The organism is Chitinophaga arvensicola, from assembly GCF_900110835.1.
GTDB classification, from domain to species: Bacteria; Bacteroidota; Bacteroidia; order Chitinophagales; family Chitinophagaceae; genus Chitinophaga; species Chitinophaga arvensicola.
This window is the reverse complement of sequence record NZ_FOJG01000002.1, coordinates 341320-355819: the sequence shown is the minus strand read 5'-3', so window position 1 is coordinate 355819 and position 14500 is coordinate 341320. Positions and strand designations below refer to the sequence as shown.

The window sequence follows — 14500 nt, the reverse complement described above, 5'->3', positions numbered from 1 at the left end:
TTTTATTCTATTTTTCTCCTTCTGGATTTGTTAAACATCAGCCCTTTTTCTACGCCCTTACGCAGTTCCGCCTGTTCTTCCACGGGTAATGCGTGGGTAGTCTGGCAGGATTCACTGCAGCAGCCATCATACTTCTTTGCACAGGATTCGCACTGGATAAACAACAGGTGACAGCCGTCGTTGAGGCAGTTGGTGTGTGTATCGCAGGGTTCACCGCACTGGTGGCAATGACTGATGATATCTTCGCTGATACGTTCTCCGAGACGATCGTCGAATACGAAGTTTTTGCCTTTGAATTTCATCGGCAAGCCCTGCTGACGGGCCTTGTTGGTGTATTCAATGATACCGCCTTCCAGGTGGAATACATTTTTGAACCCGTTGTGTAGCATATAGGCAGATGCTTTCTCACAGCGGATACCACCGGTGCAGTACATAATGATATTCTTGTCTTTCTTGTCTGCCAGCATATCCACGGCCATGGGCAGCTGATCGCGGAAGGTATCGGAAGGCACTTCAATGGCGCCTTCAAAATGCCCCACTTCATATTCGTAGTGGTTGCGCATATCCACAATTACGGTATCCGGATCGGCGGCCAGTTCGTTGAACGTACCTGCATCCACATAACGGCCACGGTTAGCCATGTCGAACGTGGGATCTTCGATTCCATCGGCCACAATTTTATCGCGCACCTTGACTTTCAGCACAAAAAAGGATTTGCCGTCGTCGTCTACGGCAATGTTCAACCGGATGCCATTGAGGAAGTCGATGGCGTACAACTGTTGCTTTAATGCCTCAAAGTGATGATCGGGCACGCTGATCTGGGCGTTAATACCTTCGTGGGCTACGTAGATACGGCCAAAAGTGTTGAGTTGGAAAAGCGATTCGTACAATTGATCGCGGAATAACTGCGGATCGGGGATTTTCGCGTACTGGTAGAACGAAATAGTAACGCGTTTAAACGGTTCATTGGCCAGCCGTATTTTCAATTCGGCGGCGGAGACTCTGTTGTGTAATGCCATTGTTTGCTTGAAATTTTAAGGACACTTGCGTTGTGAACAAAACTTCAATCAACCCTCTTTCTCTTTAAAGAACAATTGATTTGAGGCGCAAAGGTAGCAAAATTCATGGAATATCAGTGGTGATAGGGGTCTGCTTCCTTTCCCCATTCATAGAGCACATGTACAGAAAACCAGGCTATGGCGCTGATAATGAAGATATAACCGATAAAACCGGGGGTTCTTAATTCCACTGCACCTGGCAGGTCATTCATTTCCGTGATATAGGCCGCAGCGGCGAGAATAATTCCGGCCAGCAGTGCGAAAAGGGCTATTTTTCTCATAGCAGAATGGTTAAAGATGACAATCCGTTTTGGCACAAACGTGTGAGTAAAATGTGCACAGCGCTTGTCCAAAATATACTTAACTTACTAACGAAATAACTCAACCAAAGGTTCACAACACCCCAAAAAAATATTTATCTTTTTATAACTATTTGATAATTATTGTATATAACTTTGTGGATAAGTTACGACCCCGATTGGCACTCTTTTTGAAAATTAGATTTGAGAAGCAATATTGTTTAACCCGAAAATGTTATGTTATGAGTATTTACATTACTTACTTTATTTATGCAGTAGTTGGAATCTGGATTTACAGGTTACTGGCTTATTACTTCGATGAAAAGAAGGAAATCAAAGGCCGGAAGAAAACCGTAAAGTTCTAAACGGACATGTGAACAGGGAGATACGGGGATTTTGTTATCTGGCAAGCATTAGTGATAACAGAATCCCCGGCATCATTGTCAGTCAGTTTTAAACTTTACGATGTTACCGAGAATCCCGCCGAATCCCACCCGAACTCCGATCCGGGTATCTTCTTTGCTCTGATAACCTGCCACCACATCGACTCTTATCATCTTCAGAATATTTTCAATCCCCCCGAACACTTCTACATAGTTGTTATCACCATTTACATAAAATGCATTGGCGCCTGCCACCAGGTTCCACTTCAGGCGGTTGAACAACGGAATCTTGTTGGTCAGTAAGCCATTGAAATGATGCTCCACATTCACGGTGGTGTAAAACGGAGCCGTAGTACTGTATTGATAATAAGGCGCCAGCTGGAAGCTGTTCAGGTACTTCATGTTGTAGAAAGTCTGGTTCCCATTGAAATGCTGGAAATCGGGAATCTGTACATTCCGGTCGTTCAGAAAACCGCCAATGCCCACATGGTAGCGGAACTCGCCCAATAACTTGAAATTCATATTGTCCTGGATGGAGAAACTCCACTTGTCAAAATCCACGATACTATTGGCCACATTGGGGATACCCTTGCTATACCCCACCTTAAACGTGGGATATTTTGAGCCGAAGGGGATTTTTCTATCCGGCAATTCCACAAACTGTTGCCCCGGCTGGAACGTAAAGTTCACATCCAGCACCAATGCCTGGTGTTTCTCAAAAGGTACGTTTGCCAGTTCATACGGATGGTTAGGCGTAAACTGTTTGCGGTCGTTCTTAAAGAAAACAAAGTCGGTGGTATTCTCTACCGGGTTACGGCTTTCATAGGTAACGCCGAGCGACAGCTGATCATTGGTCTGGAATATCCGCGTATAACGGAGTTTACCAAACCAGTTCTCATATAGCTTCATGTAATTCTCCTTCAGGAACAGGGTGTAAAATTCATTCGCGATATTATCGATCGGGTTGTCCTGGTTGAACTGCGAAACGCGCTTCCCTCCTGCCAGTGACCAGTCGTTACGCCCGTAGCGCTTACGCACTTTGCTGCCGTTACTGAAATCTATTTGCGTATAGGCATTGAAGTGAGTATTACTTACACCATACCGCAAAAACGGCGAGATGCGCAAACTACTTTCTTCGCCGGTGTAGATCGTCAGCTGCGGTTCTATGGCAATCGCCAGCCCTTCCACGGTATTATATTTCAGCGATTTCAACAAGCCTTTTACTTCCAGGGAATGATATTGAATGGTGCTATCCTTCCGGAAATAATATTTATGCCTGGCCCCGCCCCAGAGGACATCCATCATCTTGATGCCTTTTTGTTTGCGTTGCAGTGAATCTAGATGATAGCTGGATAAGGCAGAATCCTTTGCTGCTTTGGCGATACTATCTTTTTCGTGGTAGTCTTTCACTTCATCGGATTCCAGTGGCACCGGCCGGACGCTGTCCCAATAAGCATGTTCCTGTTTATCAAAAGCAGAATCGTATTTCAGGAAAGTGTTGTCGAAAAATTTTGGTGGGAAGTCGGGATGCACGTTGTAATCTGAATATACATTTACAAAGCTGCCGCCCATGCGGAATCCAAATTTATTAAAGGACATGTACATGACCTGGTCTTTCACACGCCATACTTCCGGCGTAACGGGTACATGTGTTTGCCGGATCTCCAGTGTGTCCATCAGTTCCAGCTGGTACTCCTTGGTGAGAAGCAGATCGGTGCTGTGGATGCGCCAGTCCTTGTCGGTAATAAAGATATAGCCGGAAAACAGCGGCTCCTGTTTGCGGCGGGGAATCACAGCTATTTTATTAACGGTATGACCTTCTTCTACGAAAGTTCCTTCCAGGCGATATTTATAATAAGCCAGGGCGTTTTCTGCGATCGGAGAAATGTAGCCCCTTGGTCCCATCTGCGTAATAACGGCTGCCACATTATTATCATAGAAACTGATGATAGCCGGAAAGCTTAAACCAAAGCCACCGCCACTTTTGCGGGAGGAAATTACTTCCAGCTTTACTTTATCCGGTTGGCGGGCAGATATTTTGGTAACAGATTCAGAGAGGAACACCATGCCTTTACCGGCGCTGTCCACTCCCATTTCTGCTTTATCTATCTTCTGTCCCATGAAGCTCTTAGGTACGCTCTTTAGCCCGATAGTACCTTTGATATAGGACATGCAGGTATATGCTTTTACCTGTTCCTGGTAGAAGTGCCTTTTCTTAATGGCCTGCCGGATGATGGCATAAGCGGGATCTTCGCCACCAGCTTTCACTACTACTTCTTTGATCTGCATGTTCACCGGTTGCAGGTGGAAATCCAATGTCTGCGTTGAGGCGTTTACGTTAAGAGGAAGTTCTGTTCTTTTGAACCCGATATATTGACAGACGACGGTATACTGACCTGGCGCCAGATCAAGCTGGTATTGGCCGGCAGCATTGGTAGTAGTGCCGGTAGTAGTTCCTTTGATGAAGACAGTCGCAAAAGGAAGAGGTTGATCTTTATCGTCTGTGACGCGGCCTTTAACCACGATCGCATGACAATAACCGGAAATGAAAATGCAAAACAGGGCAGACAGGTAGTTCTTCATGTTCCAAATGTAATAGCGAATGGCTTACACCTTGTCTATGTAAACTGTTTTATCAGAATTTTAACAGCCTGGATAAGTAATCAGGCTGCGGTCTTTTTAGCGGCGCGCAGAAACGCGGCAGAACTGGCTGCAAAGCCCGCTACGAGGCCTCCTATAAAGGAACTGACTACGCCGATCAGCGGGGCGCTGCGGACTTTCAAAATCATTTCACTCATCCGGTTAGCCAGCAGATGATCATTTCTTACATCCATGTAAAATGCCAGTACCAGCCACAGTACAAATACCCCCATGAATGCGCTGAAAAATGATTTGCCGGGCGACAGAGGCATGAGCAGCGTCACGAGAAAAGCAACGAGTGCAACACTCCACCAGGGCAATACCATACCTGCTACATAAGCCAGGAGAAGGATCAAGAGAAAATGTGCAAATGATTTCATAATTCTAATATAAGGAGATTTATGCGAATTTTGTCTTTCCCAGGATTAAACTGATTGTGCCTATTGCCCTGATTTGATTTTGTATGGATTTAAGTGATTTGGGGAGATAAAAGCGGATCACTCCCCTTCTATCTCCCCAAATATCAAACAACAAAAAACAGGAAAATCATCCTGAGCCTAAGCCGGGACAAAAGCGCCGAAGGCGCTCTTCCCTACTGAGCACTTTTCTCCAATGCCTGTTCTATATCTTCCAGGATATCTTTAATATTCTCCAGGCCTACAGAAATTCGTATAAGCCCTGGCGTTATACCGGCAATTGCTCTTTCTTCATCAGAAAGTTTCGCGTGTGTGGTACTTGCCGGATGAGAAGCAATACTGCGGCTATCGCCCAGGTTGGCGGTGAGTGAAAGGAGTTCCAGCGCATCCAGGAAGCGGACGCCCTGTTGCAAACCGCCTTTCAGTTCGAAGCAGACAATGCCGCCTCCGCCGCTCATTTGTTTCACGGCAATATTGTATTGCGGGTGACTTGGCAGCAGCGGATATTTCACTGACAGCAGATGTGGGTTATTTTCCAGTCCCTGCGCCAGTTTCAGCGCGCTGCCAGCGTGGCGTTCTACCCTTACGAACAATGTTTCAAGGCTTTTGCTGAGCACCCATGCGTTGAATGGCGACATAGCCGGGCCGGTGCTTCTGCAGAAAGTATGAATTTCCTTGATCAGCTCTTTCTTACCTACCACAACACCGCCTAATACGCGTCCCTGGCCATCGATCCACTTGGTAGCCGAATGAGTGACGATATGTGCACCGTATTCGATAGGACGTTGCAGTACCGGTGTGGCAAAGCAGTTATCTACGTTGAGAATAATATTGTGTTTGTTGGCAATACCGGCAAGCAGTTCCAGGTCAATGATTTCCAGCCCCGGGTTGGACGGTGTTTCCACGAAGATCATCCGGGTATTGGGTTTGATCATGGCTTCAATGCTGGCTGTATCGGTCATATCGAAATAGGAAGTTTCGATACCCCATTTGGGCAGGAACTTCGTAATCACGGTATGGGTGGATCCAAAAATAGCGCGGGCCGATAAGAGATGGTCGCCCGTTTTGAGAAGCGCCATAAAACCAGCAAAGATAGCGCTCATGCCGGAAGACGTAGCATATCCAGCTTCGGCTCCTTCGAGCGCACACATTTTCTTTACGAATTCATCTACGTTGGGATTGCTGAAACGGCTGTAGATATTAAAGTCGGTTTCATCCGCGAAGGTAGCGCGCATTTCTTCTGCATTGTCAAAACAGAAACTGGAGGTGAGGAACATCGGTGAGGAGTGTTCCATCTGATCCGTTTTGGGCATCTGCAATCTTACTGCATTGGTATCCGGTTGGTATTGCTTTTTGTTGTCTTTGCTCATGAATATGGTAGTTACAGCATTTTAAGCGTTCAATTTCACTTCCCAGGTCAGTTTGGTATTGCCCTGACGCAGGGTTTCAGCTACAGAACAGTATTTGTTCATAGATAATTCCACAGCGCGTGCTGCTTTATCGGGATCGATGTTACCGGAGAGATGGAAAATCAGGTGGGCTGATTCCCAGAGAGAAGGCTCTTTACCTTTTTCTCTTTCTGCATCAATTTCTATCCGGAAATCGGTTACTTCCTGGCGTTGTTTCTTCAGGATCATCATCACGTCAATGGCAGAGCAACCGCCCAGTCCCATGATTACCATCTGCATAGGTCTGATGCCATTATTCTTACCGCCATTCTCCAGAGATGAGTCCATCAGTACTTTGTGGCCGTTTTCATCTACCGCCTCCATATTAAATCCGTCATCTACTCTTTGTAATGCTATCTTCATGATTATTAATTTACTTCAACAAAGATAAAATAAATCAATCAGGAATTACGCAGCGGACGCTATTAGGGGCTAATTCGTAAATGATGGGCTATATTTTACACTTTTTAATTCTGATATTGTAGTTTTGCGCAAATTCGAAGAAGCATTGTCGGCAAAGGTATTTCACAGTCAAGCAGCATTCCGGTTAGAGTCCGGAGAGGTATTACCAGGATTACACATCGCGTATCATACGTATGGTACGATGAAAGAGGATGGCAGTAATGTGGTGTGGGTATGTCATGCCCTCACGGCCAACAGTGACGCCGCTGACTGGTGGACCGGCTTAATCGGCCCTGACAAAGCAATTGATCCTTCCAGGCATTTCATTGTATGTGCCAATATCATTGGTTCCTGCTATGGCAGCAGTGGTCCGCATACCACCAATCCGGATACGGACAGGCCCTGGTATCATCAATTTCCGGCTGTTACCATCCGGGATATGGTGCAGGCGCATATCCTGCTCCGCCGGCATCTGCAGATTCCGCACATCCACCTGCTGATCGGTGGTTCCATGGGCGGCTACCAGGCGCTGGAATGGTCATTGTTGGAACCTTCTGTCACCGACCGCCTTTTCCTGTTATGTACGGGGGCTGCTGAAAGTGCCTGGGGTATTGCTATTCACACCGCTCAGCGACTGGCCATAGAAGCAGATTACACCTGGCAGGACGAGACGCACAGCGCGGGTTCCCGGGGACTGAAAGCCGCCAGGGCCATCGGTATGATTACTTACCGCAACTACCAGACCTTTGTACGCGCCCAGTCGGACGAAGACAAGGAAAAGACCGATCATTTCAGGGCATCTTCCTATATCAACTACCAGGGTGATAAACTTGTAAAGCGCTTTAATGCACAATCCTACTGGCTGCTCACCAAGGCAATGGATAGTCATAATATTGCCCGTGGCCGCCATGAAGACATTACTACTACCCTTTCACATATCCAACAGCCTACGTTGCTCATCGGTATCAGCAGCGATATTTTATGTCCGCCGGAAGAACAACAGCTGATGGCTGCCCATCTTCCCCACGCTACTTATCATGAAATAGATTCTTCGTACGGGCATGACGGTTTCCTCATTGAATTTGAGAAAATCGGAAAGATCCTGCGTGAATGGATGGCCGGATAGCATATTGATTTACAATAGCTTACAAGATAAAAAGTGCAGCGGAAAAATACCGCTGCACTTTTATTTTAATCAGTGCCTCCGCGATGGTCGTATACGGTTTTTTTTCTTTATATTTAGTTAAACCGAGTCTAAACCTTTATAAAAACCATCGTGTATGAGAAGCATTCTAATCAAAGCCTTCACAGGCTGTCTGGTGCTTTTATTATCCCTGACCCAGGTAATTTCAGCACAAACTGCAGCCACTATTAATGGTACTGTACGCGACAAAAGCTCCGGCAACGTAATGCCAGGGGTAACTGTCAGCGTGAAAGGCGCCAGTTCCGGTACCATTACAGGTAGTGGCGGCGCCTTTTCCCTTAAAACCACTCATGCGTTCCCGTTAACACTGGTGTTTTCGTATGTAGGTTACAAAACTGAAGAAAAAGAAGTTGCTTCTGCTACCGACAGGCTCGACCTGGCGCTGGCCTCCACTGAAATCCTCGGACAGGAAGTGGTGGTAGCTGCCAGCCGTACCCAGGAAAGTATCCTGCAATCGCCCGTTTCCATTGAAAAGCTGGATGCCCGCGCATTAAGGGCCAGCCCGGCCCCCTCTGCCTATGATGCCCTGGCCAACCTGAAAGGCGTAGAAATGAGCACGCAGAGCTTAACCTTTAAATCCGTGAATACCCGGGGTTTTAACAGTAACGGCAACACGCGCGTATTACAACTGAACGATGGAATGGACAACCAGGCGCCAGGACTAAATTTCGCGGTGGGTAACATGGTGGGTATTCCGGAACTGGATCTCGACAACATGGAACTGATTCCAGGCGCTGCTTCTGCCCTCTATGGTCCCAATGCACTCAATGGTATTTTACTGATGACCAGCAAAAACCCATTCCAGTATCAGGGTTTAAGTGCCCAGGTGAAAACCGGGATCCTGAATGATAATGGCCGTACTACTGCCACCACCGGCTACTACGATGCGTCTGTCCGTTATGCGCATGCCTTCAGTGATAAGGTAGCGTTTAAACTGAACGTAGGTTATCTTCAGGCGAAAGACTGGCAGGCATATGATCACCGCGACCAGAGCCTCGCCAACGGACATACGCTGGCAAACGGTACCCGCGCCAATAATGAAGGTTACAATGGCGTAAATGTGTATGGTGATGAAAATACCGTTAACATGTACACCGGGCTGCAATCTACGCTCATGCCACAACTGACTGCACTGGCAGCTCAACTCGGCGGCGCGGTTACTGCACAACAACTGTACGATGCTATTCTGCCGCCTAAAAACATGTCGAACGTTACCCGCACCGGCTACAATGAAAGCGATGTGGTAGATTATACCACTAAAAACCTCAAGTTGAATGCAGCCCTTCACTACCGGATCACCAGCAACCTGGAAGCTATCCTGCAAGGCAGCTACGGGGCGGGTACAACGGTATACACCGGCGCCGACAGATACTCCCTGAAGAACTTCAATATGGGTCAGTATAAAGTGGAATTAAAAAGCCCTGACTTCTATGTAAGATTATATACTACCCAGGAAAGATCCGGCGACAGCTATGCAGGTGGTACACTGGCATCCGGTATCAATGAAGCCTGGAAATCCAGCCAGCAATGGTATACAGAATATTTTGGCACCTATGGTATTGCTGCAGGCACCCTGTTTCAAAACACTTTTAAGAACAACCTGGGTCAGGGTCCTGCTGCTGCATTAGCAGCCGCCCAGGCGGCCGTTCAGGCCCAGCAAGCCAACTTCATCAGTGCTGCCAGGGCGAATGCAGATAAAGGCCGCCTGCTTCCCGGTACACCTGAATTTGATGCCGCTGCCGACAAGGTTAAAAATAAAGCCATCCCAGGGGATGCATCCGGTGTAGGTGCGAAGTTTACAGATAAAACAAACCTGTATCAGGCTGAGTTTATGTACAACTTCCATAACCTGATCCATTTTGCTGAAATACTGGTGGGTGGTAACTATCGCCGTTACGCACTGAACTCAGAGAAAACGCTGTTTGCAGTAGACGATAACGGCAAAGAGTTCCGCATCAACGAATACGGCGGTTATCTGCAGATCATGAAAAAACTGGTAGATGATCACCTGAAGCTGACAGGTTCCCTTCGTTATGATAAGAACATGAACTTCAAAGGTCAGTTCAGCCCACGTTTATCTGCCGTGTATACTTTCCTTGGCACACAGAATATCCGCGCTTCCTACCAGACCGGTTTCCGTATTCCACATAACCAGGATCAGTACATCGACCTCGTAACGCCACAGGCACACCTGATCGGTGGCTTGCCGTTCCTGCGTGAACGTTATGGCCTGGATAAAGGACCGCTGTTCTCCCTGCAATCTGTACAGGCAGGTGCACCTACCCAGTATGTTTTCCGCGAATTCCTGCCGGAGAGAATACAGGCGTATGAAATAGGATACAAAGCGGTGATCGCCAAACAACTGTTGATCGATGCGTATATCTATAAGAATGATTTCAAAAATATGAATGGTACACAGGTGCTGGTGCAACCTACCAACGATCCTGCCGTCAATAAAATTTTCTCTGTACCGGTGAGCGCCACGCAGGTAGTACACTCATGGGGTTGGGCACTGGGACTGGATTACAGCCTGCCGGCGAATTTTACAGCAGGTGGTAATGTATCCTTTAATGAACTGACCAACGAGAAGGATCTCGGTTCTTTCCTCGCGATGTATAACACACCAAAAGTGCGCTACAGCCTGAATTTCGGCAACCGCAATATTGCGAACTCCAATTTTGCATTCAACATTTTATGGAAATGGCAGGACTCCTTCGTATGGCAATCTTCCTTTGTTGGCCCGAATGTAAATGCTGCGGGATTGAGCGAAATTCCTGCCTATGGTACACTGGATGCCATGGTGAGCAAGTTTTTCCCGAAAGCTAAAACCACTGTTAAAGTAGGGGCAGCCAATCTGCTGAACAAGAAATACGTACAATCATGGGGTAACCCTACTGTGGGAACACAGGCGTATATTTCCTTAGGATATAATTTATAAAAAGAGGAAGCCCCGGATAACTGTTTCTGCTGAGCAGAAAAAGATCCGGGGCTTTTTATGTATAATAATGACAGTTTACAATACGTCCCACCAGGGCTTCTCCGAAGATGCTGATGATGGCGGTGGATTAACAGGTGCAGTTGGCGCCACCGGCGTATCACTTACTTTCTTTTCCTTCACTTCTCCCGTCCACAAACCTCTTGCTTCCGATTTAATATCGGGTCTTTGCAACAGCGCTGCCAGCGTAGCTTTCAGCTTAGCTCCCAGTTCGGGTTTTACCATGTATACAAAGTTGGCATAGCCTTCCATGCTGCTGATAATATTCTTTCCTTTGCCCCAGCTCTTATTGGCCAGGCCGGTTTTTTCCACCTGGTGTAACAGCGCACGGAATTTACGCAGGGTGGTACGGTCCAGGCTCAGTTTTTCATTGACAACAATACCCGTTACCTCATGTTTATCGCCTTTGCGCATCACCTTGAGTTTATCGGGATGGATGGTGAATCCTTCTTCCTTTACAAACATTTTCACGGCGCGTAATAATTGGCCGGCTTTGTCTGCTGCCGGGCCTTTGGCGGAAAACGTCATATCATCGGCATACCGCGTATAGGCGTAACCGTATTTCTCTGCCAGACCTGTAAAACGCCTGTCCAGTTTAAAGCAGATCAGGTTGGTAATAGCGGGGCTGGTAGGTGCTCCCTGCGGGAGATGCCGGGCCGTTTTGGCTACATAATATTTGCGGCCATCGAGCAGTATTTCATCTACTTCCGGTTCTGTACAAATCAGCGCCAGGATGGTGGCTACCTGTTCGGCATAACCAAGTTTGCAAAATAATCCTTTAACGCGTTTGTAGGCGATAGATGGGAAGAAGTCGCGCAGATCGATATTGATCACGATATCCTGCCCGGTATGCGGCGCGGCGTTGGTAACGATGGATTTGCCGGGTACAAAGCCATGGGCAGCTACATCGTTCTTTATTTTATAGAGAATATTTTCGAGGATCCAGTGTTGTGCCGCTTTCAGTTGCGGCATAGGCGCAGAAATGGTGCGGCTGCCGCCGGATTTTTTAGGAATCTGAAAACGTTGGTAGTGGGTATGATGGCCGACTTTCCTGTTGAACGACAAGTACCGCAGTTTACCGAGGGTGATGCCCATGGCGGTAGCGAGTGCGTTGGCGTCCGCGAAGACGGGTAATCCGAATTTTTGTAATTGCACCAGGTCGGGTACAACCTTATTCAGCCCGGCGGACACTTCTTCCCCGAGATAAACAATCTGTTGATCTTTGGTAATAGCCCATGCAGCAGCCCTTTCTTTCCGGGCGGTTTCGCGGCGTTGCTTGGTTTCTTCTCTTTTGAGTTTGGCTTTGGCCATGCGGGCTTTGCGCATGTCTTCCAGCATCATCCGTTTGTTGCGGTATTTCTGGCGCTCGTTGATCAAGTCATTCAGCTGACGGCGTACTTCCGTTTCCTGCTGAATGAGGCTGGCGGCGGGGCTTGGCTGCGCTAAGTTTTCGGCCCAGAAACCCAGGCGCGTCATTTCCTGCAATATAAGTTCCTCTTTGGAGGATGCACGTATTCTATCGTACAGTAGTTGACGGGTTAAGGACATGATAAATATGTTTGTATTTATTCATTTTCATTGCCGGATATTATCTTACGGTAATTACTATACGTAAAAATTGCCGGTGAACATAAAAATCAGTGGGAGGGTAAAACTGGCCGGTGATACAGCCTTGCTGTGGGAGAAAAACAAAATTCTGTAAAGAGGAAAAGGCCTTCGTGCAAACCATTGACTAAATCAATCAACTCCAGGGAGGGGCCTACTATACGCATATTTCAGCCCTCGGGGCTACTACCGGAAATATGCGTATAGTAGGCCCCTCCCAAAGTAAAGATTGCATTTAGTGAAGCATGTATAGTCAGAATACCTGAATGACGAAACATCATTCGTCCCTTTTCGGGCGCAAGTGCAATCAATTCCTCTTTACAAAGATCTTTGTTTATTAACGTGTCAGCAAGGTAGAAAATTATTCCGGAAAATAAAAACACCTCCTACTTTTATTTTGCAATTTTATTTTTCAGAATGCGCGATACGCAGTGCCAGCATGTGTTCACAGGGGCCTTTGTATAATTTATTCGTGCTATAAAAATTGCAATCACAATGGGCGTTACTCAGTCGTTCATCCGCATCGATGGTTATAACGGGATGGTATATACGTTGTGCGCCTTTTACATTTCCTTTCAGTTGCAAACCTACCCCCGGAATATCCGTTGCCGTATATTCCACTTTACCAGCCTGTACCAGTTTGGAGGCTTCGGCTTCCTGCGGATTAGCAAAACGTAACTCATCCAGCGGTAAAGGTTCACGACTCAGTTCCCGTAAACGGTAAAAGCCGGTGTGCAGATCGAAGATCACTTTACCTGCTTGGGTATAAATACCCAGTGCGCCGAGTACGGTGGCTTTGCTCAATCCTGTAGCGGAGGCAATCGTTTCCGGTTTGGCCATCCACCTGGTTTTCAGGTCGGCAAAAACAGTAAGTTTCTCTGCATCGCTTACTGCAGCGCGTGGCGCCATCAGGTCGAACTGACCGGCGCGCGACCAGTCGTTGGCCGTCCAGCCGCTGAGGCCCAGTGTGAACTGCATATCGCCCAGATCCGCCACATAAAAGGAAGGCAGCCCGTTACCGGTAAGATGCACCGTAAATTTGCGTGCAATTGGGATGAGTCTTTCCAGTATCAGCAGTCTTCTTCTCCCCCATATCCTGATTTCGCGTTGCTGCGGGCCTTTGTATAACGATCTAGCACATACGATTTCGTGGTTCCAGGGTTCAAACACGGCGCGTACCGGTTTGCCTGGTTCCAGGATAAACCGGATAGAACGCGGGCCACGCTTTTCTTTAAAGCGGCGCAGCCAGGAACAGAAGTTATATACATCCATCGGATGAAGATCGAAAGAAGCCGCTGGTAAGGTCATCGCAGAACTTACCTGCAGAAACCCTCTTACCCAGCTGTCTGGCAGATCGATCTTTACCTCGTGGTACAGTTCTTCCTGCGAAGTTTGTACCTGGAAGCCCCCCGGATCTATTTTAAAATCAGTTTCCTTGTAGTCCCTGATTTTCTGAAATTCATTGTATAACGCGGCCGAATAATCGATATTGGTAGTCCCGCATTCAAACTCGTTTACTTCCTTGAATACGTTGTAGTTCGCGCTCAGCTTACCGTAGGTGGATTCGTCCTGGCTGAAACATTCAAAGAACAGTTCATCCGGATGTACGCTGATCACGGGATCCAGTACAAACCAGGTATCGCGATCCTTCTGGTATAGATAATCGAAGTAATTCTTTCTTGCTTTATAAAACGGCGCCATCACTTTATCCTTTTGCTGCTGGATCACGTCGAGTTCCCCTTTCAGGGTTTCCATGCGCAGATCGGCGGCTTTTGCATCATAGCCGTTCATAAATTCAGCCAGCCAGATGGTTTCCTGTTGGGCAGCCCATTCTTTATAGGCCGTTTTATCTTTTGGTTTGAAGCGCAGATCCGATACCACCACATCATGCAGGGCGGAGATGGCTTCCCGGAAAGCTATTTTTTTATGCAGCTTACCCACAAAATAAGTAGGGTCACGACGGGTATCCGGTGCAAAAGAAATGCCCGCAGCTGTGGCATTGCTGAACACGTTGGAGTTTCCGCTGTATCTGTAGTTGAATAACATAAAA

At 47.3% G+C, this 14500-nt stretch carries 11 protein-coding genes; 3 read left to right on the top strand and 8 right to left on the bottom strand.

The genetic code is table 11. The annotated features are described in order from the left end of the window. Window positions 1–2: 2 nt before the first annotated feature. Window positions 3–1019, bottom strand: coding sequence for an oxygen-dependent tRNA uridine(34) hydroxylase TrhO (gene trhO / locus BMW79_RS18690; RefSeq protein WP_089897177.1), 1017 nt, complete (start codon window positions 1017–1019; stop codon window positions 3–5). Window positions 1020–1132: 113 nt separating this feature from the next. Beyond that, on the bottom strand, window positions 1133–1339 hold the full coding sequence (locus BMW79_RS18685) for a hypothetical protein (protein ID WP_089897176.1): 207 nt from the start codon (window positions 1337–1339) through the stop codon (window positions 1133–1135). A gap of 260 nt (window positions 1340–1599) precedes the next feature. Here BMW79_RS18685 and BMW79_RS34335 point away from each other — a divergent pair, with 260 nt between their 5' ends. Further along, window positions 1600–1722, top strand: a complete 123-nt coding sequence (locus BMW79_RS34335) for a hypothetical protein (RefSeq protein WP_262487487.1) — start codon at window positions 1600–1602, stop codon at window positions 1720–1722. Window positions 1723–1800: 78 nt separating this feature from the next. Here BMW79_RS34335 and BMW79_RS18680 read toward each other — a convergent pair whose 3' ends face one another. The 4 genes from BMW79_RS18680 to BMW79_RS18665 all read right to left on the bottom strand — a co-directional run bounded on the left by BMW79_RS18680 (window position 1801) and on the right by BMW79_RS18665 (window position 6607). Further along, on the bottom strand, window positions 1801–4323 hold the full coding sequence (locus tag BMW79_RS18680; protein WP_089897175.1) for a DUF5686 and carboxypeptidase regulatory-like domain-containing protein: 2523 nt from the start codon (window positions 4321–4323) through the stop codon (window positions 1801–1803). Window positions 4324–4403: 80 nt separating this feature from the next. Continuing rightward, complete coding sequence (locus BMW79_RS18675; protein ID WP_089897174.1) at window positions 4404–4760, bottom strand: hypothetical protein; 357 nt, start codon at window positions 4758–4760, stop codon at window positions 4404–4406. Between the two features lie 212 nt (window positions 4761–4972). Then, window positions 4973–6166: an O-succinylhomoserine sulfhydrylase gene (locus BMW79_RS18670; RefSeq protein WP_089897173.1), complete on the bottom strand. Its 1194-nt coding sequence runs from the start codon at window positions 6164–6166 to the stop codon at window positions 4973–4975. Between the two features lie 21 nt (window positions 6167–6187). After that, the gene (locus tag BMW79_RS18665) at window positions 6188–6607 is read right to left on the bottom strand and encodes an OsmC family protein (RefSeq protein WP_089897172.1); all 420 of its coding nucleotides are present in this window, start codon (window positions 6605–6607) and stop codon (window positions 6188–6190) included. A gap of 124 nt (window positions 6608–6731) precedes the next feature. Between BMW79_RS18665 and metX the strand changes: the two genes are divergently transcribed. Together metX and BMW79_RS18655 are read left to right on the top strand one after the other, a co-directional pair. Then, the gene (gene metX / locus BMW79_RS18660) at window positions 6732–7772 is read left to right on the top strand and encodes a homoserine O-acetyltransferase MetX (protein ID WP_218150381.1); all 1041 of its coding nucleotides are present in this window, start codon (window positions 6732–6734) and stop codon (window positions 7770–7772) included. A 154-nt stretch (window positions 7773–7926) separates the two neighbouring features. Next, entirely contained in the window at window positions 7927–10788 is a 2862-nt protein-coding gene (locus BMW79_RS18655; protein WP_089897171.1) for a TonB-dependent receptor, read from the top strand. A gap of 75 nt (window positions 10789–10863) precedes the next feature. Here BMW79_RS18655 and BMW79_RS18650 read toward each other — a convergent pair whose 3' ends face one another. Beyond that, window positions 10864–12393: a reverse transcriptase family protein gene (locus tag BMW79_RS18650; protein ID WP_089897170.1), complete on the bottom strand. Its 1530-nt coding sequence runs from the start codon at window positions 12391–12393 to the stop codon at window positions 10864–10866. 462 nt (window positions 12394–12855) lie between these two features. Next, a complete protein-coding gene (locus tag BMW79_RS18645) occupies window positions 12856–14496 on the bottom strand; it encodes a hypothetical protein (RefSeq protein WP_089897169.1) in 1641 nt (546 codons plus the stop codon). Between the last annotated feature and the right edge of the window lie 4 nt (window positions 14497–14500).